Source organism: Ottowia sp., from assembly GCF_035325765.1.
GTDB lineage: Bacteria > Pseudomonadota > Gammaproteobacteria > Burkholderiales > Burkholderiaceae_C > Ottowia.
The window spans coordinates 44653-67328 of sequence record NZ_DAOKZG010000014.1 but is presented as its reverse complement, the minus strand read 5'-3'; the positions used below and the strand labels follow the sequence as shown (position 1 = coordinate 67328).

General features: G+C 70.9%; 17 protein-coding genes and 1 pseudogene. 9 read left to right on the top strand and 9 right to left on the bottom strand.

All coding sequences use genetic code 11. From position 1 onward, the window contains the following. From PKA16_RS07120 to PKA16_RS07105, 4 genes and pseudogenes are all read right to left on the bottom strand, one after another. Positions 1-127 (bottom strand): annotated as a pseudogene (locus PKA16_RS07120) (electron transfer flavoprotein subunit beta/FixA family protein); the annotation flags it as partial. 140 nt (positions 128-267) lie between these two features. Continuing rightward, a complete protein-coding gene (locus PKA16_RS07115) occupies positions 268-1614 on the bottom strand; it encodes a mechanosensitive ion channel domain-containing protein (protein WP_324401784.1) in 1347 nt (448 codons plus the stop codon). Next, positions 1590-2393, bottom strand: coding sequence for an enoyl-CoA hydratase (locus tag PKA16_RS07110; RefSeq protein WP_324401783.1), 804 nt, complete (start codon positions 2391-2393; stop codon positions 1590-1592). The genes PKA16_RS07115 and PKA16_RS07110 overlap by 25 nt, the downstream gene beginning before the upstream one ends. Before the next feature lie 103 nt (positions 2394-2496). After that, a complete protein-coding gene (locus PKA16_RS07105; RefSeq protein WP_324401782.1) occupies positions 2497-3450 on the bottom strand; it encodes a histone deacetylase family protein in 954 nt (317 codons plus the stop codon). A gap of 53 nt (positions 3451-3503) precedes the next feature. On the opposite strand from PKA16_RS07105, the gene PKA16_RS07100 reads away from it, so the two are divergent. From PKA16_RS07100 to mltB, 4 genes are all read left to right on the top strand, one after another. Next, the gene (locus PKA16_RS07100) at positions 3504-4424 is read left to right on the top strand and encodes an AAA family ATPase (protein ID WP_324401781.1); all 921 of its coding nucleotides are present in this window, start codon (positions 3504-3506) and stop codon (positions 4422-4424) included. A gap of 121 nt (positions 4425-4545) precedes the next feature. Continuing rightward, a complete protein-coding gene (locus PKA16_RS07095) occupies positions 4546-5598 on the top strand; it encodes a DUF58 domain-containing protein (RefSeq protein ID WP_324401780.1) in 1053 nt (350 codons plus the stop codon). Between the two features lie 2 nt (positions 5599-5600). After that, positions 5601-7655, top strand: coding sequence for a transglutaminaseTgpA domain-containing protein (locus PKA16_RS07090; RefSeq protein ID WP_324401786.1), 2055 nt, complete (start codon positions 5601-5603; stop codon positions 7653-7655). Between the two features lie 9 nt (positions 7656-7664). Continuing rightward, positions 7665-8729: a lytic murein transglycosylase B gene (mltB, locus tag PKA16_RS07085; protein WP_324401779.1), complete on the top strand. Its 1065-nt coding sequence runs from the start codon at positions 7665-7667 to the stop codon at positions 8727-8729. Positions 8730-8748: 19 nt separating this feature from the next. Here mltB and PKA16_RS07080 read toward each other — a convergent pair whose 3' ends face one another. Continuing rightward, complete coding sequence (locus PKA16_RS07080; RefSeq protein ID WP_324401778.1) at positions 8749-9246, bottom strand: NAD(P)H-dependent oxidoreductase; 498 nt, start codon at positions 9244-9246, stop codon at positions 8749-8751. Between the two features lie 94 nt (positions 9247-9340). Further along, entirely contained in the window at positions 9341-11830 is a 2490-nt protein-coding gene (locus PKA16_RS07075; RefSeq protein WP_324401777.1) for a DNA internalization-related competence protein ComEC/Rec2, read from the bottom strand. A gap of 402 nt (positions 11831-12232) precedes the next feature. On the opposite strand from PKA16_RS07075, the gene PKA16_RS07070 reads away from it, so the two are divergent. Continuing rightward, positions 12233-12688, top strand: coding sequence for a RidA family protein (locus tag PKA16_RS07070; RefSeq protein WP_324401776.1), 456 nt, complete (start codon positions 12233-12235; stop codon positions 12686-12688). A gap of 19 nt (positions 12689-12707) precedes the next feature. On the opposite strand, the gene PKA16_RS07065 is transcribed toward PKA16_RS07070, so the two are convergent. From PKA16_RS07065 to PKA16_RS07055, 3 genes are all read right to left on the bottom strand, one after another. Further along, positions 12708-15158 (bottom strand): Tex family protein, encoded by a 2451-nt coding sequence (locus PKA16_RS07065; RefSeq protein WP_324401775.1) that lies wholly within the window; start codon positions 15156-15158, stop codon positions 12708-12710. Positions 15159-15489: 331 nt separating this feature from the next. Beyond that, the gene (locus PKA16_RS07060; protein WP_324401774.1) at positions 15490-16782 is read right to left on the bottom strand and encodes an ATP-binding protein; all 1293 of its coding nucleotides are present in this window, start codon (positions 16780-16782) and stop codon (positions 15490-15492) included. Positions 16783-16848: 66 nt separating this feature from the next. Continuing rightward, a complete protein-coding gene (locus PKA16_RS07055) occupies positions 16849-17592 on the bottom strand; it encodes a response regulator transcription factor (RefSeq protein ID WP_324401785.1) in 744 nt (247 codons plus the stop codon). Positions 17593-18141: 549 nt separating this feature from the next. On the opposite strand from PKA16_RS07055, the gene PKA16_RS07050 reads away from it, so the two are divergent. The 4 genes from PKA16_RS07050 (at position 18142) to PKA16_RS07035 (ending at position 22259) form a co-directional block, all read left to right on the top strand. Further along, complete coding sequence (locus PKA16_RS07050) at positions 18142-18654, top strand: hypothetical protein (protein ID WP_324401773.1); 513 nt, start codon at positions 18142-18144, stop codon at positions 18652-18654. A 95-nt stretch (positions 18655-18749) separates the two neighbouring features. Then, positions 18750-19187, top strand: coding sequence for a hypothetical protein (locus tag PKA16_RS07045; protein WP_324401772.1), 438 nt, complete (start codon positions 18750-18752; stop codon positions 19185-19187). 122 nt (positions 19188-19309) lie between these two features. Beyond that, positions 19310-20956, top strand: coding sequence for a DUF4384 domain-containing protein (locus PKA16_RS07040; RefSeq protein WP_324401771.1), 1647 nt, complete (start codon positions 19310-19312; stop codon positions 20954-20956). Positions 20957-20969: 13 nt separating this feature from the next. Further along, positions 20970-22259, top strand: coding sequence for a hypothetical protein (locus PKA16_RS07035; RefSeq protein ID WP_324401769.1), 1290 nt, complete (start codon positions 20970-20972; stop codon positions 22257-22259). Positions 22260-22676: the final 417 nt, after the last annotated feature.

Below are 22676 nucleotides of genomic sequence, written 5' to 3'. Positions count from 1 at the left end.
CGGCGATTTCGTCAAAGGGGTTCATGCTCATCTTGACGTTGGCGATGTCCACGCCCGTGCCGTCGCTCTTGACGCGCACCTTGACGTTGTAGTCCACCACGCGCTTGACGGCGACGAGTGCTTTCATGCTGGGGTTCTCCTTGGTCTGGCAATCGGGGCGCGCGGTCGAGACGGTGGGCGGCGGCACAACGGCGCTTGCAATGATTCTAGTGGACGTGGCCCACCCAACCCTGCAATCATACGATAAAAAAGCACGATCGTGCTTTTTTAAGTACCGGCAGGCGGAACGGGAACCGGTGCCTGGTGCAGCACGCGCTGCGGAAACGGGATGTCGATGCCGTGCTCGCGCAAGCTGCGCAGGATCGCCAGGTTGACTTCCGACCGCAGGCCCAGGGCGCCGGCCTCGGGCTCGGCCATCCAGTAGCCGACGGTGAACTCGAGCGCGTCGGCGCCAAAGCCCGACAGGCCGACGAAGGGCGCCGGCTCGCGCAGCACCCGCGTGCTGGACAGTGCCGCCGCGCGCAGCAGGCGCAGCACCAGGTCGACGTCGCAGCCGTACTCGACGCCCACGGTGGTGCTTTGCCAGACGCGCCGGTCGGCCAGCGAGAGGTTCTCCACGCGCTGCGTCACCATCGTCTCGTTGGGAACGATGGCTTCGCTGCCCGAACCGCTGCGGATCACCGTGTAGCGCGCCCGGATGTCGGTGATCTGCCCTTCGAAGCCATCCACCCGCACGCTGTCGCCGATGCGCAGTGCACGTTCGGCCAGCACGACGAAGCCCGAGACGTAGTTGGATGCCAGTTGCTGCAGACCCAGGCCGATGCCGACGCCAATGGCGCCGCCGAGCACCGACAGCGTGGTCAGGTCGATCCCCACCGCGGTCAGGGCCACCAGCACCGCGACCAACATCAGCACGGCACGCACCGCGTTGGCCAGCATCTTACGCAGCGACAGGTTGCCACCGGCCGCGCCGCCGAGCAGCCGCGCCTCCACCACCGAAGCGAGCCACAGCGCCAGCAGCAGGGCGACGCCGACGTTGATGGCGCCGTCGATCACGCTGCGCAAGGTGAGCGTGGCGCCGCCCACCTTCCACTGCACGTCGCCCGCTTCTTCCAGCAGCACCGGCAGCAGCCCGCTGATCCAGAGCACCCACACGCCCCACACCAGCCAGGAGATCGAGCGCTCGAGCAGGCGGATCGCGCGCGCCTCGGGGAACGACGCCTGCAGCACCTTCACCCCCAGCCGGATCACGCACAGGGCCAGCAGCACGGGCAGCGCCACGCGCAGCAGCGGCGCCGCGTGTTGCGAGTGCAGCCAGGCGATCTGGGCCATCCAGATCAGGACCAGCCAGAGCAGCGGAAACAGCACGCCATCGAATCCGCGCTGGCCCAGCAGGATGCCGCTGGCCAGCCCGGCACGCTCCCGGCGATGGCGCAGCAGAACGGTCAACGCCCATGAAAGCAGGCCGCAGCCAGCGATCAGGGCCGCTTCACCCAGCACCGCAGGCCGTGTGACTGCCTCCAGCCATTCGCCCCAGTCGTCGATGCGCAGGCTGCGCTGGCGGCCCAGCGCGCCGCCCAGCAGCCCGTTCAGGGTGTCGTCGACTTGCGCCAAGCGGGCTCCCGCTTCTCGATGAATGCCTGCACGCCCTCCTGCGCCACGTCGTACATCATGTTGCAGGCCATGGTCTGGTTGGCCAGCTGGTAGGCGCCCTCGATGCCCAGTTCGCGTTGCTGGTAGAAGAGCTGCTTGCCGATGGCGATGGCCTCGCGCGGCTTCGCCAGGATGGCGCTGACCATGTCCTCGACCGCAGCGTCGAGCTGGTCCTCCGGCACGACACGATTGACCAGGCCACGCGCCCTGGCCTCGGGTGCCGAGATGAAACCTCCCGTGAGCAGCATCTCCATCGCCTGCTTGGGCTGCATGTTGCGCACCAGCGGCACGCTCGGCGTGCCGCAGAACAGGCCGACGTCGATGCCGTTGACGCCAAAGCGCGTGCTGTCGACGGCCACCGCCAGGTCGCACTGCGCCACCAGCTGGCACCCGGCCGCCGCCGCCACGCCCTGCACGCGCGCGATCACCGGCACCGGGAGCTTGAGCAGTGACAGCATCATGCGGCTGCACTGGCCGAACAGGTCCTGGTAGTAGTCGAGTCGCGGATTGGCCTTCATCTGCTTGAGATCGTGGCCGGCGCAGAAGGCCTTGCCGACGGCGCCGATCACCAGGACGCGCGCCTGGGCGTCGTCCGCGATGCGGGCGATCTGGCGCTGCAGCTCGGTCAGCACCGCTTCGCTGAGCACGTTGAAGGCCTTGGGCTGGTTGAGCGTGAGGCGGTGCACGCCGCGCGCGTCGACCGCGTGCAGGACCAGATCGGAGTCGGTGGTGGTGGACATGTGGAAAACCCCCTTTCAATCAAGAGCTGGTAGCCCGAGCATGACGCCCGATGGAATGACCGCGACCGCGCCAGGGTCAAGTGCCGGGCGCGCGCAGGGTGGCTCAGACGTCGGCCAGCACGCGCACGTGCGCCTCGACGCTGTTGGCCAGCGCGCGCAGGTTGTAGCCGCCTTCCAGGCAGCTCACGATGCGCCCCCCGGCGTGGCGCCGCGCCACCTCCTTCAGGCGTTCGGTGATCCAGGCATAGTCGCTTTCGACCAGGCCGAGCTGACCCATGTCGTCGTCGCGGTGGGCGTCGAAGCCGGCGCTGATCAGGATCAGCTCGGGCCGGTGCTGCTCCAGCCGCGGCATCCACATCATGTCGATCAGCTCACGGATGTCCATGCCGCGCGTGTACGCCGGCACCGGGCAGTTGACCAGATTGGCATCCTGGTGGGTCGAGCCGCCCGGCGGGTAGAACGGGTGCTGGAAGAAGCTGACCATCAGGATGCGTTCATCTCCAGCCACGATGTCCTCGGTGCCATTGCCGTGGTGCACGTCGAAGTCGACGATCGCCACGCGCTTGAGGCCGTGGCGTTGGCAGGCGTACTTGGCCGCCACCGCGACGTTGTTGAAGAAGCAGAAGCCCATGGCCTGGTCGCGCGTGGCGTGGTGGCCGGGCGGGCGCGTCAGGCAGAAGGCGTTTTCCAGCTCGCCGCCGAGCACGGCGTCGACGGCGTCGATGGCCGCGCCCGCGGACAGCACGGCGGCGTGCCAGGTGTGGCTGTTCATCGACGTGTCCGGGTCGAGCGAGAACGCGTCGGGACCGCCGGCCGCGACCTCCTCGATCAGGATCTCGCTGAGCCCGCGCAGCGCCGCGACATGGCGTCGCCCGTGCGCCAGCAACAGCTCGCCCATGCCGGCCGGCGTGGGCTCGCGCCGGTCCAGCACGTCGGCAACTCCGGTGACCAGCAGCCGATCCTCGATCGCGTCGATGCGCTCGGGACACTCGGGATGACCCGCGCCCATCTCATGTCGCCGACAGTCGGGATGCACAAAATACCCGGTTCGTCCCACAGTCAGTCTCCTGGCTCGGCAGAATTGGCGAAATTTCTTGTTACCTTCGACCCATGGATGTCAAACCAAAGATCAAGGCCATCACTAATCAGCTTAACACCATCATGGTCGGCAAGGCGGCCCAGGTCGCCTCCAGCGTGGTGTGCCTGCTGGCCGGCGGCCACCTGCTGATCGAGGACCTGCCGGGGGTGGGCAAGACGACGCTGGCGCACGCGCTGGCGCGCAGCTTCGGCCTGGCGTTCTCGCGTGTGCAGTTCACGGCCGACCTGATGCCGAGCGACCTGACGGGCGTCTCGGTGTACGACCGCGGGCGCGAGTCCTTCGTGTTTCATCCGGGCCCGGTGTTCGCCCAGGTGCTGCTGGCCGACGAGATCAATCGCGCCAGCCCGAAGACCCAAAGCGCGCTGCTGGAAGCCATGGAGGAGCGCCAGGTGACGGTCGAGGGCGCGACGCGTCCGCTGCCGCGGCCGTTCTTCGTCATCGCCACGCAGAACCCGCACGACGAACTGGGCACCTATGCGCTGCCGCAATCTCAGCTCGACCGCTTCCTGATGCGCATCAGCCTGGGCTATCCCGAACGGAATGCCGAGCGCGCCCTGCTGGTCGGGCACGACCGGCGCGAGCTGGTCGAGGCCCTGCCGGCCGCGCTGGCGCCGGCGGACCTGGCGTCCCTGCAGCAGGCCGTGGCCGCGGTGCAGGTGGCGGAGCCCCTGCTGGACTACCTGCAGGACCTGATCGCGGCGACGCGCTCGGGCCGCTGGTTCGTGCACGGGCTGTCACCGCGCGCCGGCATTGCGCTGCTGCGCGCGGCGCGTGCCCAGGCGCTGATCGCGGGGCGCGGCTACGTGGCCCCGGACGACCTGCAGGCCGTGCTGCCGACCTGCATCGCGCACCGTCTGGTGCCGGTGAGCGAGGCCGGCCGCGGCGCGGTGGAGCAGGTGCACGCGATGATCGACGCCGTGCCCCTGCCGTGACATGGAGCACCCCGTGCTGCCGCGCTCCATCCCCTGCCAGCGGGACGCACCAGTGGCCACGGATGCCCCGACTGGCCTCCTCCGCGGCCGACCCGGCTTCCATGAAGAATGAAATGACGGCATGCCCCACGCCATGGCGCGCTGCCCGGTCACGCGCCACCCCAGCGGCGCGCATCATTTCGCCATCGCGCCCATGAGCACGGCCGCGGCGCCGCCCTGGTGGGCCCTGCATGCACGCGCCCGCGCACGCCTCGCGCGCTGGTGGCAGGCGCGCCTGCCGGCCACCGACACGCTGACGCTGACCCAGCGCAACGTCTACATCCTGCCCTCGCGCGCGGGCTGGATGCTGGCGGCGACCTTGGCGGTGCTGCTGGTCACCTCGATCAACTACCAGCTCAACCTGGGCTACCTGCTGACCTTCCTGCTGGCTGGCTGCGCCGCCGCCGGCATGGTGGTGGGACATGCCACGCTGCGCGGGCTGGTGCTCAACCTGCGGCCACCACAGGCGCTGTTTGCCGGCGCGCCGGCCACGCTGGAACTGCGGCTGATCAACCTGCGCCCGCGGCCACGGCTGGCAATTGGCGTCGCCACCGAGGCGCAGCGCCAATGGGCCTGGGCCGACGTGCCGGCCGGTGCCGAAGCGGGGCTCGAGGTGCGGTTCCAACCGGCACGGCGCGGCCTGCACCCCTGTCCGGTGCTGCGCGTCGAAACGCGCTTTCCGCTCGGCACCTTCCGCATCTGGGCGCTGTGGCGGCCGGCGGCCCAGGTGCTGGTCTATCCGGCGCCCGAGCCGCAGGCCCCGCCGCTGCCGGGTGGGCAGCCCACGGCCGGCGCCGGGCTGGCGCGCCAGGCGCGCGCCAGCGACGAATTCGACGGCGTGCGCGGCTACCAGGCGGGCGATCCGATGAAGCGCATCGTGTGGAAGAAGTACGCGCGCTCGGGCGAGCTGGTGACGCGCGACACGCAGCAGGCGCAGCGCCAGGCCCTGTGGCTGGATTTCGCCCGCCTCGGCGGGCTGGACACCGAAGCGCGCCTGTCGCGCCTGGCGGCCTGGGTGCTGGCAGCGGACCGCCAGGGCCTCGACTACGGCCTGCGGCTTCCGGGCCTCGAGCTCGCCCCCGACAGCGGCATGGCGCAGCGCCTGCGCTGCCTGGAAGCGCTGGCGCGCTGCTGATGATGAAAGCCTGGATCGGCCGCCTGCAGTCCTTGCCGCGCGAGGCGCGCGACACCCTGTTCGTGCTGCTGCTGGTGGCCTGGATCGTGCTGCCGCAGGTGCCCTACCTGCCGCTCTGGTGCAGCGCCCTGGTGGCCATCGTGCTGATCTTTCGCGGCTGGCTGGCGCTGGGCAGCCGCGCGCTGCCGGGCCGCTGGTGGCTGGCGGGCCTGCTGGTGCTGGCCGTGTTCGCCACCCGGCGCAGCCATGGCACCCTGGTCGGACAGGAGGCTGGAGTCACCCTGGTGGTATCGCTGCTGGCCCTCAAGACGCTGGAGTTGCGCGCGCGGCGCGACGCGCTGGTGGTGTTCTTTCTCGGCTTCTTCACCATGTTGACCGGCTTTTTCGAGTCCCAGTCGCTGCTGCGCGCCGCGGCCGTGCTGGTGGGCCTGCTCGGCCTGCTGACGGCGCTGATCAACGCCCACCGACCCGTCGGCCTGCCCAGCCTGCGCGAATCCGCGGGGCTGGCCCTGCGCATGACGCTGGCGGGCGCGCCGGTGATGCTGGCGCTGTTCCTGCTGTTTCCGCGCTTCGCGCCGCTGTGGGGCATGCCGAGCGACAGCGCGACGGGGCGCAGCGGCCTGTCCTCGTCGATGGCGGTGGGCAGCGTGGCCGAACTGGCGCTGGACGACGGCATTGCGCTGCGCGTGCGTTTCGAGGGCGCGCCGCCGCCACAGGCCGCGCTGTACTTTCGCGGCCCGGTGCTGAGCCGCTTCGATGGCCGCAACTGGACCGCCGCCGGCGGCGGCGACGGCTTCGACGCCGCGCTCGGCCCGCCGCCGCGCGACCTGCGCGTGGCCGGCGCGCCGATCGACTACGAAGTCACGCTCGAGCCCAGCCGCCGCCCCTGGCTGCTGACACTGGATGCCGCGCCGCAGGCACCGGACCTGCCGCCCCACTGGCGCGCGCGCCAGAGCCCCGACCTGCAATGGCTGAGCGCGCGTCCGGTGACCGAGCTGCTGCGCTACCGGGCCCGCAGCTACACGGACTTCAGCTATGGCCAGGCCGGCTGGGACGGCCAGCCGCGGCGCGACCTCGGACGCTTCCTGGAATTGCCGGCCGGCTACAACCCGCGCACGCTGGAACTGGCGGAGACACTGCGACGCCAGGCGCCCGAGGGCGACGCCGGCACCCTGATCGAGGCTGCCTTGCAGCGCCTGCGCGACGGCGGCTACCGCTACACGCTGGAACCCGGCGTCTACGGGCGCGATAGCGCCGACGAATTCTGGTTCGACCGCAAGGCCGGGTTCTGCGAGCACATCGCCTCGGCCTTCGTCGTGCTGCTGCGCGGCGCCGGCGTGCCAGCGCGCATCGTGACCGGCTTCCAGGGCGGCGAACTGAACGGCGTCGACGGCTACTGGACGGTGCGCAACGCCGACGCCCACGCCTGGACCGAAGCCTGGCTGGCCGGGCGCGGCTGGGTGCGCGTCGACCCCACCGGGGCCGTCATGCCCGGTCGCGTCGGCCAGGCGCAGCGCCTGCGCGCCGCCCCCGGCCTGGTCGCCAGCGCGCTCGGCGCCTGGAGCCCGAACCTGCTGACGCGGCTGCGTGCCACCTGGGAGGCGATCGACAACGGCTGGAACCAGTGGGTGCTCAGTTACACGCAGGATCGCCAGTTCGGCCTGCTGCGCTGGCTCGGCGTGGCCGAACCGAACTGGCAGGACCTGGGGCGCGTGCTGGCCGGCTTGCTGGCGCTGGGTGCGCTGGGCGCAGCCGCCTGGGCGGCATGGGAGCGCAGCGAGCACGACCCCTGGCTGCGCCTGCTGGAGCGCGCACGCCGACGCCTGCGTCGCCTGGGCCTTGCCGTGCCGGCGCAGGCCGCGCCGCGGCAACTGGCGCAGCTCGTCTCCGATCCGGCTCAGGCGGGGCGCCTGCCGCCCGCGCTGCGCAGCGCATTGGCAGACTGGCTGATCGCCCTCGAGCGCCAGCGCTACGATCCGGCCGCCAGCCGCAACGGCCCCACGCTGGCTACACTGGGGCGTGTGTTTCGCCACCTGCCGTGGCCGCGTCCGTCCTGAGAGAGCCCCATGTCTGCCCGCCGGCGCCCCGCATCCCTGCCCCGTCTGCTCGTCGCCTGCCTGCTGCTGGCCGGCAGCGGCGCCCAGGCGCAAGGCGTTGGCGCCACGCACTACGCCGATCGCAGTGACGCCATGGCGCTGGCCGACGAAATCGCCGCGCGGCGCGATCTGGACCCCACCTGGGTGCGCCGCGTGATCGGCCAGGCGGCCTTTCTGAGCCAGGTGCCCCGCCTGATGCTGCCCCCCACGCGCGGCACGGCGAAGAACTGGCGCGCCTACCGCGCCCGCTTCATCGATGCCGCGCGCATTCGCGCCGGCGTGCGCTTCTGGCGCCGCAACCACGAGGCACTGGCGCGCGCGCAGGCCGAATTCGGCGTGCCGCCCGAAATCATCGTCGGCATCATCGGCGTGGAAACCATCTACGGCGAGAACACCGGCAAGTATCGGGTGCTCGACGCGCTGGCCACGCTCAGCTTCGACTTTCCGGCCGCGCATCCCCGGGCGGAGGCGCGACGGGCCTTTTTCCAGCGCGAGCTCGAGCACTTCCTGACCCTGGTCGACCACAGCGGCACCGACGCGCTGCAACCGCGCGGCAGCTACGCCGGCGCCATGGGGCTGCCGCAGTTCATGCCCTCGAGCTGGCGCCGCTACGCGGTCGACTTCGACGGCGATGGCCGGATCGACCTGTGGGGCAGCGAGGCCGACGCCATCGGTTCGGTGGCGCACTATTTCCAGGCGCACGGCTGGCAACCGGACATGCCGACCCACTACGCGGTGCGGCTGGGCCCCGAGGCCGACCTGCCGGCACTGCTGGAACCCGACATCCGCCCGTCCTTCGAGCCCGCGCAGTTCGAGGCCCTGGGCGGCCTGCTCGAACCGGCCGGCCAGGCCCACCAGGGCCCTCTGGCCCTGATCGAGCTGCAGAACGGCGACCCGGCCGAACCGGGCAACGAAGCGAGCTACGTCGCCGGTACCGGGAACTTCTACGCCATCACGCGCTACAACTGGAGCAGCTACTACGCGATGGCAGTGATCGAACTGGGGCGCGCGGTCGCGACGGCAATGGGACGCTGAAGGCGCGCCGCGCCTCAGCTCAGAACACACCCGCGGCCAGCCCTGCCGCCAAGCCGGCGCCCAGCTCGGCGCAGCGCGCCAGGTCCCGCGCGCAGATCGTCTTGGGCGCCAGGATGCGCTCCGGCGTCTGCGCATGGGTGCAGACGATCAGGCCGGGCGCAATGGGCCTCAGCCGCCAGCCGGTGGCGATGCGCTCGAGCTGGCGCAGCGCATTGCCGCCGTCGCTGCCGGCGCAGATCATGGCGGCGTAGGGGCGGCCGTTGGCGTGCCCCAGCACCGGGTAGTAGCAGCGGTCGAAGAAGTCCTTCATCATGCCGGCCAGGGCGGCCAGGTTTTCCGGCGCCGCGAACAGGTAGCCGTCGGCCGCCAGCACGTCGTCGGGCCCGGCGTCGGCCGCACGCAGCAGCCGCACCGTGACATCCGGCTCCGCCTGCGCCGCCTGGCCCGCGGCCTCGGCCATCTGGCGCGAGCCACCGGTCAGGCTGTGCCAGACGATCAGCAGGGTCTTGCGGGACATGTTGCTCGTCTTCTGTGCGGGGGCCGGATCGCGGACGGGGCGATGCGCGCCGGCCGACGCGTCCCCGCCCGGCCGTTGCCTGGCGTTGGTGAGCTCATGACGGGCGATGATGCCAGTAACGCGCCGCTCGCTCGCGCTCGCAGTGCACCACCTCCGGCGTGCTGCTGCGCCAGTGCATGGCGCCGCAGCGTGGCGAGTCGAACAGCGCGATGCCGCGTTCCAGGTAGCGCGCCGTGACGGCCGGCGCGGGATGGCCGAAACGGTTGCGGTAGCCCGCCTGCACCAGGGCAACGCGGGGCTGCACGGCGTCCAGCAGGAGCGGCGACGACGAGGTCTTGCTGCCATGGTGCGGCACCAGCAGGGCGTCGCTGCGCAGGCCTGCACCGTGCGCGGCCGCCAGCGTGCGCTCCTGGGCCCGCTCGATGTCGCCCGCCAGCAGCACCGAGGCACCCCGGGCATCTTCCACCCGCAGCACGCAACTGACGTCGTTGCTGCGGCGCGCGCCGGCCAGCGCGTCCGCGGCCGGGTGCAGCACCTCGAACCGCACCTCGTCCCAGTCCCAGCGCTGGCCCGCGAGGCAGCTCCGGCCCGGCGGCAGGCCCGCCAGCTCGCGTCCGGGTTCGATGGATGCCAGCAGGTCTGCGCGCGGCTGCGCCGCCAGCACCGGCAGCGCGCCACCCGTGTGGTCGTTGTCGCGGTGGCTGAGCACCAGCAGGTCGAGTCGCTCGCCGAGGGCGCGCAGCAGTGGCACCAGCACGCGGTGGCCGGCATCGCTGTCGGGGCCGTAACGCGGCCCGGCGTCGTACAGCAGGCTGTGGCTGGCCGTGCGCAGCAGCACCGCGCTCCCCTGCCCGACATCGACCGCCAGCAGGTCGAACGTGCCGGCGGCCGGTCGCGCCGGCTGCCACAGCACCAGGGGCAACAGCAGCGGCACGCCGGCCAGGCGCAGCGGCCAGGGCCAGCGCAGCGCCAGCAGCACGCCACCGGCCACGGCGGCAGCACCCAGCAGCAGGGGCGCCGCCGCCACCGACACCTGGGCCCCGGGCCAGGACGCCAGCCACTGCAGCAGCAGCGACAGCGGCTGCAGGGCCCAGGCCGCCAGCGTCCACAGCGGCGCCCACAACACGCCCGCCAGCGCCACCGGCGTGATCGCCAGCGTGACCCAGGGAATGGCGACCAGGTTGGCCAGGAACCCCACCACCGAGGCCTGGCCGAACAGGATCAGCGTCAGCGGCGTCAGCGCGATCGTCACCACGCCCTGTTCGCGCACCAGCAGCACGAGCTGCGCCCGCAGCCCCTGGCGCCCCCGTTCGGCAGCGCGTGCATCGGTGGCAAACAGGATGCCGACCGCCACGAAGCTGAGCCAGAAGCCGGCCTGCAGCAGGGCCCACGGGTCGAGCACCAGCACGATGGCGCAGGCCCACAGCCAGTTCAGCCACCAGGGCCAGCGCAGCCCCGCCAGGCGCAGCACCAGCATGCCGGCCAGCATCAGCACGGTGCGCTGGGCCGGCACGCCCCAGCCGCTGAACATCGCATACGCCGCCGCCAGCAGCACGCCGCCGACCCAGGCCGCGCTGGGCGCCGGCAGCCACAGGCAGGGATTGAAGCGGCGCCGGCCCGCCCACAGGCCCAGGCGCCGCCAGGACCAGCCGACCAGGCCCGCGGCCAGCCAGGCGAACATGGTGATGTGCAGGCCCGAAATGCTCATCAGGTGCGCCACGCCGGTGGCGCGGAACACGTCCCAGTCGGCCTGCTCGATCACGTTCTGGTCGCCGGTGACGAGGGCGGCGACGATGCCGGCGCGCCGCTCGGCCGCTGCGTCGCCGGCGCCACCCGCCGTGGCCAGGATGCGGTCGCGCACCGACTGTCGGGCCCGCTCGACCGGATGCCCCTGGTGCTGCGCCAGCCGCTGCGGCGGCGCGTCGCGCGCCCCGGTGCGGACGTAGCCGGTGGCGCCGATGCCCTGTCCCCAGAGCCACAGCTCGTGATCGAAGCCATGCGGGTTCAGGTTGCCGTGCGGCGCCTTCAGGCGCGCCGCGAGGCGCCAGCGATCCCCCACGGCGAGTGGCGGCAGCGCCGCCGTGGGAGCAACCCGGCCCGCCGCATCGCGCTCCCAGGCCGAACGTTCGTACCAGCCCAGCTGGATCCGTCCGGGCAGCGCCACCACCGCGCCGTCCAGCAGCGCCTGTTCGACATCGAGCTGAAAGCGCCAGCCCAGCGCGCCGTGCTGCGGCATGCGCGCGACCACGCCGGTCAGGTCGAGGTCGCGACCCTCGAGCGCCGGGTCGATGCGCTCGGCCTGCAGCACCGACGCGCGCCAGCCGGCCACGCCCCAGCCGAGCAGGATGCCCGCCAGCAGCCAGGCAATGGCCAGCCCAGGTCGGCGCCAGCGCGACATCGCCCAGCCCGCCGCCAGCAGCAGCCCGAGCGCGGCCAGCACTGCCACCCGGTAGCCCGACGTGGCACCCAGCGCAGCCTGCTGCAGCTGCAGAGCCGTACCCAGCACCCAGCCGGCGGGCAGTGCCGGCAGCAGCCAGGCCGCCAGCCGCGCTTCACCATGCGCCCTCTCAGACCGCGTCGCCACCAAGAAGCAGGCCCTCCCGTTCCCCGCAGGCTACATCATCCCAAAACCGGCCGTCGACGCCGCGAGAGGATCTCGATGCCGACGCAGCCATGCGCCCGGGTCCTTCCGTGCGTGTCCAGCGGCTGGATGAAGACGCCGTGCATCCACCCGCTCCACCGGCGTCGCGCCAGGATCCCGCGCACAGGTCTCGGGGACTTGAGCGCCCTGGTCCGCACCCGGGCAGCAGCTCGCGCGGCGCCGGTGAACGGGCCATGCACATGGGGATGGGGCGGCAGCTGGCTGGGAATGCCGCAGACATCCCGCGGGAGGATGGATCGGGCCCGGCTGGCGCGCGGTACAGTGCTTCCCGGCGGCGCACCGCGGCGCAGCATCCTTCGTTTCCCCTACCGACGAGCCATCACCATGAGCATCAGCAAGCGACTTGAACAACTGGGCATCATCCTGCCCCCGGTGGCCACCCCGGCCGCCGCCTATGTGCCCTACGCGCGCAGCGGCAACCTCGTATTCCTGTCCGGCCACATCGCGCGCAAGGACGGCAAGCCCTGGGTCGGCAAGCTGGGCGCCACCATGGACACGGCCGAGGGCGCCCAGGCGGCGCGCGCCGTCGCCATCGACCTGATGGGCACGCTGCATGCGGCCACCGGCGATCTCGATCGCGTCAAGCGCATTGTCAAGGTCATGAGCCTGGTCAACTCGACGCTCGACTACACCGAGCAGCACCTGGTCACCAATGGCTGCTCCGAGCTGCTGGGCGAGGTGTTCGGCGACGCCGGCAAGCACGCGCGCAGCGCCTTTGGCGTGGCCGCCCTCCCGCTTGGCGCCTGCGTCGAGATCGAGTTGATCGCCGAAGTCGACTGAACCGGCGCCCGCACGCATCTCAGCGGCGCGGCGCCTTGAGTTTCTCGAACGCCGAAGCCATTGCCGTGCCCACCGGCGGCGCGCGATCGCGCCCGGCGCCGTAAGCCGCGCGTCCGCCGCGACCGGCCTGCTCGAAGCGATTCCCGCGCGGCGCATCGTGCGCCACGCCGCGGCGCGGCGGCGCGGCGTCCAGCTTCATGCTCAGGCTGATGCGGCCGCGCGCGGCATCCACTTCCAGCACCCGGACCTTGACGATCTGCCCGGTCCTGACGACCTCGCGCGCATCCTGCACGAACTTGTGGGCCAGCTGGCTCACGTGCACCAGGCCGTCCTGGTGCACACCCAGGTCGACGAAGGCACCAAACGCGGCCACGTTGCTCACCGTGCCCTCCAGCACCATGCCTTCGCGCAAGTCGGCCAGGTTCTCGATGCCCTCGTTGAAGCGCGCCACCCTGAAGTCCGGCCGCGGGTCGCGCCCGGGCTTTTCCAGCTCGGCCAGAATGTCCCGCACCGTGACGGCGCCGAACCTGTCGGTCGCATACTGCTCGGCCCGCAGCGACTTCAGCAGTTCGGCCCGCCCCATCAACTGCTCGATCGGCTTGCCGGTCTGCAGGATGATCTGCTCGACCACCGGATAAGTCTCGGGATGCACGCCGGTCAGGTCGAGCGGGTTGTCGCCGCCGCGGATGCGCAGGAAGCCCGCGCTCTGCTCGAAGGTCTTGGGCCCCAGGCCGCTGACCTCGAGCAACTGCTGGCGGCTCCTGAAGGCTCCGTGCTGCTCGCGCCAGCGCACCATGGCCCGCGCCACGCCGGGCGTCAGCCCCGACACCCGGCTCAGCAGCGGCGCGCTGGCCGTATTCAGGTCCACGCCGACGCCGTTCACGCAGTCCTCCACCACCGCGTCCAGCGCGCGCGCCAGTTCGCCCTGGTTGACGTCGTGCTGGTACTGGCCGACGCCGATGCTCTTGGGGTCGATCTTCACCAGCTCGGCCAGCGGATCCTGCAGGCGCCGCGCGATGCTGGCGGCGCCGCGCAGGCTGACGTCGACGCCCGGCAGTTCCTGGCTGGCGTATTCGCTGGCCGAATAGACCGAGGCGCCGGCCTCGCTGATAACCACCTTCTGAATGGCAGGCTGTGCTGTCCCGGCCTGCGCCTGCACCTGCCTGATCAGCTCGCCCGCGAGCCGGTCGGTCTCGCGGCTGGCCGTGCCGTTGCCAATCGCGATCAGCTCCACGCCATGCCGAGCGACCAGCGCGGCAAGGGCGTGCAGGCTGCCGTCCCAATCCCGGCGCGGCTCGTGCGGGTAGATGGTGGCGGTCTCCAGCAGCTTTCCGGTGGCGTCCACCACCGCCACCTTGACGCCGGTGCGAATGCCGGGATCGAGGCCCATCACCACCTTCTGGCCGGCCGGCGCGGCCAGCAGCAGGTCGCGCAGGTTGTCGGCAAAGACCTTGATCGCCACCTGTTCGGCGCCCTCGCGCAGACGCGCGAACAGGTCGCGCTCGGTGGACAACGACAGCTTGACGCGCCAGGTCCAGCTCACGCACTTGCGCAGCAGGTCATCCGCCGCCCGGCCCTGGTGGCGCCAGCCCAGGTGCAGCGCGATGCGCCCTTCCGCCAGGCTCGCGGCCGCGCGCGCCCCCGCTGCGCCGCCCCCCGAGGGGGCCGCGCCGTGTGCGGCAGCAGCCCCTCCCTGCGGCGGCGAACCGGCGGACGCGGCGCCCTCCGGCAACATCAGCCTGACCTCGAGGAATTCAAGCTGGCGGCCGCGGAACACCGCCAGCGCCCGGTGGCTGGGCACGCGGCCGATCGGCTCGTCATAGTCGAAGTAGTCGCGAAACTTCGCCACCTCGGGGTCGTTCTCGTTGCGGCCCGCGACCAGGCGGCTCTGCAGCACGCCTTCCGACCACGACCAATCGCGCAGCGAGCGCACCAGCGCGGCATCCTCGGCCCAGCGTTCCGACAGGATGTCGCGCACCCCGTCCAGCACCGCAGCCACGCTGGTGAAGTCCTCGCCGCCCTCGCCCTTCTCGGCGCGGACGAAAGACTCGGCCTCGATGGCCGGGTCCAGCGCGGGGTCGGCCCACAGCCGGTCGGCCAGTGGCTCGAGGCCGAATTCGCGCGCGATCTGGCCCCGGGTGCGGCGCCGCGGCTTGTAGGGCAGGTACAGGTCTTCCAGCGCCTGCTTGGTGGCCGCGCCTTCGAGAGCGGCGCGCAGCGGCGGCGTCAGCTTGCCCTGGGCCTCGATGCTGTCGAGGATGACCCGACGGCGCTCGGCCAGTTCGCGCAGGTAGACCAGGCGGACCTGCAACTCGCGCAGTTGCGCGTCGTCCAGCCCCTGCGTGGCCTCCTTGCGATAGCGCGCGATGAAAGGCACGGTGGCGCCGCCGTCCAGCAGCTCGACGGCCGCCTGCACCTGCGCCGGGCGAACCTTCAGCTCGCCCGCGATTTGTTCGTTGATGGATTGCATGAAAGCCGGATCGGCGCGCCGGCAGACCGTGGAGCGGCGGCGCCTCGCATGAGGGAGCGCCGAGTCTGCCACAGGCGCTCGCGGCACCCGCGCCCCGCACTGGCGCGCGCGCCCGAGCCACAAGCCCGCGGTGGCGCGGTGGCCAAGGTCAGCCCGCCAGCCCGCCCACGCGCCCCGGCCGCCGGATCCGATCATCCATGATGCATGCATGCGGCCGGCTGGGCGCAGCCTCCCAGCCGTACCGTGCGACGCAGCTTCCCGGCCCCTGCGCAAGGCTGGCCGGGCGAGCGCGCTCGCCACCTGCGCGCTGTGCCCGAAGGGGCCGCGGCGCTCAGTGGTGCGGCAGTCCGATACCCGGCGCCGGGCTCACGGGCGGCTGGTGCAGCGCCAGCGGCACGCGCAGCACCATGCGCACGCCCTGCCCGTGCCGGCTCTCGAACGACAACTGCGCGCCCAGTTGGCGCGCCCGGGCGCGGATGCCGGACAGGCCCTTGCCGAGTGGCGCATCGCTCGCCCCGCCCGCCGCCCGCTGCAAGGGCAGGCCGACCCCGTTGTCGGCGATCTCCAGCCGCAGCGCCTGCGCCGACCTGGCGTGCGAACACACCACCGTGACCGCGCTGGCGCCGGAATGCCGCACCACGTTGGCCAGTGCCTCCTGCGCGATGCGCAGGACGTGCCGTGCGGCATCGCCGCGCACGCTGTCGAGCACCTCCTCGTCGGCGATCAGCCAGCGCAGGTCGATGCGCGCATCGTCCAGCAGCGGCTGCATGCGGTAGCGCAGGCTCGCCAGCAGGCTGAGCACCGAGGCGTCCTCGTCCACGCCATCGACCAGGAGCTTCAGCTCGACCTGGCACTCGCGCAGGCGCGCCGCCGTGGTGCGCTGGTCGGGCGAGCCAGCGTCCAGCGCCGAGATGATGGACGTCAGGTGCGAACCAACGCCATCGTGCAGGTCCTGAGCCAGTTGGCGACGCACCTGCGTGCTGTTCTCGCCATGACGTCCCCCGCGCACCCGGCGCGTCGCCATCAGCCACAGCACCAGCATGATCAGCGAATACAGCACCTGGGGCCAGGACGCCGCCACGACGCCGCCCTGCGCCGCGTCCATGTCGGACGACATCACGCCCAGCGCCGCGATCGCCGCCAGCAACATGGTCCAGCCCCGCGTCGCGCCATGCCGCCACAGCGCGTGCGCCATCATGGCGATCAGCAGCGTGGTGAAACCAAGGTTGAACCACTCCCAGGCCGGAACGCCGGGCCAGGGCCAGGTCGCCGCCGGCCAGGCCGCCAGGCCCAGTCCGACCACGCTCTGGATGCCCAGCAGCACATGATGCATGGGCCCGCCCCCGCGCAGCAGCACCATCACGAACACCGTCACGCTGATGATCATCAGCTGGTACATCACGCGCGTGGCGCCCACCAGCCACTCGCCGGCCGGCCACCCCCCAGTCGCCAGCAGATGCACGCCCGCCAGTCCGGCGAAGGGCAGCAGGGTCGCCAGATACACCCAGTCCAGCCGATGGCGCTCGCCCCAGCCGCCGAGCAGGGCGCGTCCGGCCAGCGCCAGCGCCGACAGCAGCACCAGCCACTGCATGGTCTCGAGCAGTGCACGCCAGTACACGGACATGCTGGACTCAATCACGACAGGCTCCGATCTTCAGGACATCACGAACGGCTCCGGACTCCATCCCCGTCAGAGCAGGCCCCACTGCGACGCCAGGTTCACGGCCTGGGCACGCGTGCGCACGTGCAGCTTGCGGTAGATGTTCTTGATGTGGGCATTGACGGTCTGGTCGCTGATGCCCAGGCGCTTGCCGATCTCGCCGCTGGTGTAGCCGCTGGCCACCTGGCGCAGGATTTCGCGCTCGCGCTCGGACAGCTTCTCGCCGCCGGCGCCGACGTGGGCCGCGCGCGCCGCGGACGCACGCAGGGGCTGGCCCTCCAGCCGCCGCAGCAGGCGCCGCGCCAGGTTGGGCGTGATCGAGGCACCGCCATTGACCACCTGCAGCACCGCCTGCGGGAAACTGTCGAACCAGGAGTTCTTGATCAGGTAGCCGGTCGCGCCCAGCTCGAAGGCGCGCACCGCGTAGTCCTCGTCCTCCATCGCCGAGATCACCACGGCCTCGGCCAGGGGACGCGTCGACTTCATCAGCTCGATCAGCTCGAACCCGGTGCCGTCGCCCAGGTTCAGGTCGACCAGCATCACGTCGAACACATGCTGCGCGATCAGGCGCCGTGCCTCGCGCACCGAACTGGCCTGACCCAGCAGGTCGATGCGCGCGTCCGCAAGCAGTTCCTGCGCCATCACCTGGCGCATGTGCGGATCGTCGTCGATCAGCAGCACCCGCACCGGCTGCTCGGGCTGACCAATCAGAAATGGCGGCCACGTGGACGGCGCCGGGGCCGACGTGGTCACCTTGGGCAGCGTCGACACCATGGCGCCGCCCAGCCCTGCATGGGGCCGACCTGTTGACACATTCATTGACCTCTCCCTTCACAACGTCCGGATATCTCCGGATTCGTCTTGACAACCGCGCCTTTCACAAAGGCCGAGCCGCCATGATTTCTGGCAATCATGCCCATGGTCGGGCTCTTTTTGTGAATTGCGTCAGGCAATGTTCGTCTCAAAACGACTTTTGCGCAACAAATTCACGGTCGTTTGTTAAATGTTTCGTGTGACATGTTTTGTTTCATTCCCTTTTCAAAGTCTCAACAACTACGTTTTTCATAGCTCGGCCGGCACCTGTTGCAACGCGCAGGGGCGTAGCGCCGGGCGGCGGACCCGGCTCGGCCCCCCATGTCTTGTGTATCCACTCGTCGGGATTGGACGCGCCGCCTGGACGGTGCAAAGTGACCCCAGACAACGCCGAAAGCCAAGCTTCCATCGAAAACCAGAAAGCAGGCTCAGGCAGCGTCGAACCGGCGACCACTGGAATGGGCCAGGGGCCACCGACTTGAGACCCTGAACCTTTGGAGGACCTTCATCATGAAAAAGCAACTTGCCATTCTGGCCGCGCTGACTCTGACTGCGGGCATGGCCTATGCTAGTGGCAACGACAAGTGCTACAAGGACTGCGCACCCCCGCCCCCGCCGCCGCCGACCAACACTGCCTGCGACGTGTGCTCGCATGACGTCATCGTCAAGGGCCCGCAGATCCAGGCCACCTCGATGTGGGGCAGCGCCTCGGTCGCCGCCGCTGACAACAACAGCAGCGCGCAGAACAACGGCTCGAGCAACACTGCCGGCGTGCTGATCGACAAGGGCGTCAAATCGACGCAGATGACCTCGCTGAGCCACACCGGCGTACTCGCCATGGCAAACAATAATTCTCGTGCGAGCAACAACATGGCGAGCAACATCGGCAGCGTGGGTGTCGGCGCCGAACAACTGCAGGCCTTTGCCGCCAAGGGTTCGTTCGTGGGCGCCATCGCAAACAACAACTCCAGGGCCGTGCAGAACTACTCCACCAACAACGGCTGCGTGACCTGCTCCAACTGAGGCTTGATGCCGCCTTCGGGGCGGCCTGAAGCGCGGCGGATCCGGCGGCCGTGCCCCGGTTCCGCCGTTTGTCTGAACTTCAACGGAGAAGTGCCATGAAGCCCAGGCTTTTGCATGCTGCGCTGGCCGGTGCGCTGCTCGGACTGTGCCAGGGAGCGTGGGCGCAACTGGCGCCCGGCTCGGACCCGATCGTGCTTGGCGCCCAGGTGAACTACCTGGCGATGCCGACGGCGGCCCCACAGGCCTCGGGCCAGTTGGACGGCGCCAACGCGATGCCCTCGTGGGTGCAGGCCAAGATCGCGCGCTACGAAGCGAAGGCGTTCAGCGACCTGGAGGGCGGCAGCGGCACCGTGCGCACCGACAAGGACGTCATCAGCGTACAGAAAGGCAATGCGCTGGAGCGCACCTGCACCACCAACGTGGCGAGCAACACCATCACGCCGACGGCGGGGCCAAGCGGTCGCTACGGACCCGGCACGGGAACCGAACAGATCGCCGTGCTGCGCGGAGACGTCGTGACGATCTGCAAGTGACGCCCAGGCGGCGGAACAGGCATCTTCGTCATTGCCCTCGACGACCTGGCCCACGCCCGCGTGCCGCCAGGTTTTTTTAACCCGATCCAGACCCGCAGCAGCCAGGACGACAGGAGAGAATCATGAGCCAGCCCAGTCTTTCGCGCGCGACGCCGTACCGTCGCCCGGGCGCCCGCACGTGGCTTCTGGCTGCGGCCGCCAGCGCCGCCCTGCTCGCTGGCTGCGCCACGCCGATCTCGCCCAAGGACGACGCGCTGTTCCAGTCCTACGCCAGCACCCACGACCGGCCCGCCACGCGCCCGGTGCGCTCGATGTCGAGCTTCAGCGACGCGCTCGCGTGCATGGACGAGATGATGCGCGAGGCCGAGGTGCCGACCATGCTCATCACCAGCACCTTCATCCCGGACTTCTCGGGCCGCGTGCCGGTGGCGGCCAAGCAGATGGTGGTGACCGCGCTGTCGCAGATGTCGCGCCGCTCGAACGCCTTCCGCTACGTCGACTTCGAGGTCGACATCGCGCGCCAGGACACGGTGCAGAACCTCACCACCATCCTGCTCAACAACAACCAGATGGAACTGCAGCGCCCGGCGCTCTATGTCTCGGGCGGCATTTCCTTCGTCGACCAGAACGTGCTGAATGCGCGCCACAGCGCCGGCGTGTCCGGGCCGCGCGTGGAAGCCGGCTACGACCGCAGCCGCGGCGCCACCATCGTCGGCCTGGAGATGCACCTGGGCGACTTCCGCACGCGCACCCTGATCCCCGGCCTGGATTCGGCCAACGAGGTGATCATCGGCAGTTCGGGCCAGGGCCTGGACCTGGCCGGACGCATCGGCAGCTATGGCGTGCAGTTCAACGTCGGGCGCGACCTGACCCAGGGTACCGGCGCGGCCATGCGCACCCTGGTCGACCTGGCGCTCATCGAACTGGCCGGCAAGTGGACCCACCTGCCGTACTGGCGCTGCCTGACGCTGGACAACACCCACCCCGAGTTCCAGCGCCAGTTGCGCGAGTGGTATGACGAGGCCGATCCGGCCAATCGCTCGCGCCTGGTGCAGCGCTACCTGGCCAGCCGCGGCTACCTGCCGACGTTCGAGCAGCCGCTGCCCCCCAACAGCGCCGTGCTGCGCGAGGCCGTGGGCCGCTTCCAGGCCGACGTCGGCGCCGTCGTGACCGGCGAGATGGACTTCAGTCTCTACGAACGCGCGCTGCGCGAGTTCGTTGCCGTGGGCGAGGACGGCCAGCTCACGCGCATCGGCTGGGGCGAGCTTGGCAATGGCGACGTCAAGCCGGTGCCGCTGGCCATCGACATGCAGATCGAGAACACGGTGAAGGACCGCACGGCGTTCCCGCCCGGCACGAACATCTTTGCCTCGGTGACGGTCACGCGCGCGGCCTACCTGTTCTGCTACCTGAAGGATGGCAACGGCAACGTGGTCAAGCTGCTGCCCAACATGCTGCATCCGGATGCCCTGGTGTCGGCCAACCAGGCCGTGCGCCTGCCCGACTGGATGGTGCCCTACCCGGCCTTCGTGCTGACGTCCGGCAAGCAGGGCAGCGAGTCCCTGATGTGCGTCGCCAGCAGCGAAGACCCGATGACGCGCATGCCGCAGGAGCTCAACGTGGACGCCCTCACGCCGATCCAGGGAGTGAAGTCGCTCGACGAGATGCGCGCCCACTTCGAGACCGCGGTCGGAGCCGAGAAGATGGCCTCCCAGACGCTCGAGTGGCACATCCTGGCGCCGGCACCAGCCGGCAACGGCAAGAACTGAGTGGTGCCAGGCCATGGGTCGACATCGCCCCGCGCCCGGACCGCGGCACGCGCTGCGCGCGCCCTCCGGGCGCCTGCTGGGGCTCGGCGTGATGGCCCTGCTGATGGCCTGTGCCTCGCCGCAGGCGGCCATCGTGCGCGCCGCCACCCTGCCGGACATCCAGGTGCAACCCGGCGTGCGATCCCAGCCGATCACCGCGCCGCCCGCGCAGGCGCCCGCCATCCGCCTGCCCGAGCAGGCCGCGCCCAGCAGCCCGGCGGCGGACTTTCGCCAGCAGCCGGCGACGCCGACGCTTGATCCGCGGGCCAGGCCCAGCAGCCCGGCGCTGCCGACGGCCAGCAGCGGGCCAAGGCGCATCGACGCGCGGCTCGAGCGCGAGATCGTGCGCCTGCGCCAGGCGGCAGAGCCCCGATCCGGCTTTGGTACCACGCAGGCCGCGGCCAACGCGGCCTGGACCCTGGGCCTGATCGAACTGCATGGCGGCCTGGCGCCCAGCTCGCCGGCGCAGGCGCAGGTCTGGTTCGAGCGCGCGGCGCGTTTCGGACGCCAGCCGCTCGCCTATGCCGGCCTGGCCTGGTGCGCCATCGACGGCTGCAAGGGCGCACCCGATCCGTCGGCCGCACGCCAGGCCATCGCCAAGCTGCGGCCGCATCATCGCGCGCGCTCCCTGTACCTGCAGTGGCTGCTCGACACGCGCCTGCAACCCCTGATGATCGGCAGTGGCACCGGCCCGGAGGGCGTGCACAGCCTGCGCCTGCCGATGCGCGATCTGCTCGAAAGCGCGGCCGCTGCCGGCGACTCGCAGGCCCGCATCGAACTGGGCATCGAGGCGGTGGTGAACGGCGATCTCGAGGCCGCACGCAACTACTTCGCCGCCGCCGCCCCGCGCTCGCGCGCCGCCGCCGCCGACCTGGAATTGCTGGACCTGCAACTGGGCAAGGCGAGACAAGCCCCCCCGAAGGCTCCGGACGAAGCCCAGCAACTGTTCGAGCGCGCCCAGCGCGCGCACCGCGGCGCCGGCGTGCCGGTGAACTACGCCGAGGCGTTGCGGCTGTACCAGGCCGCGGCCAACAAGGGCAGCGCCAGCGCCAAGCGCATGCTCGGCCTGATCGTGTCACGCCCGCAGCCGGACGGCAGCGTGAACCTCGCCTGGATGGCGCAGCTCGCCTGGCTGGACACGGCCAGCAGCCTGCCCCGACTCGACACACGCGCGCTGTCGAGCATGATGTACCGCGATCCGACACCATTGTTCGACCTGCTGCCCGACACTTGGCAGCGCGCGCTCACCACGGTGCCGCAATGAAATCAGGAGCCCCCCTGTGTCGCTGCGCTCCTTCCCCCAAAGGGGGACGCACCCAGTGGCCAGGGGGACCCCGGCCACGGGTGCCCTGATTGGCCTGCTCCGCGGCCTTTGGTTTCCTTGGGTTTCACGCGTCGTGGGTGGCGCGGAGCGTGCTGGGGCGACTGGGATGAAAGACTTCCCGCTTCATTGAGTCCGTGGCCAGGGAGACCCAGGCGACGGGCGCCGCGGCCGGCCTGCTCCGCGGCCTTCGGTTTCCTTGGATTTCACGCGTCGTGGTTGGCGCGGAGCGTGCTGGGGCGACTGGGATGAAAGACTCCCCGTTTCATTGAGTCCGTGGCCAGGGAGACCCACGCGACGGGCGGCGCGGCCGGCCTGCTCCGCGGCCTTCGGTTTCCTTGGATTTCACGCGTCGTGGTT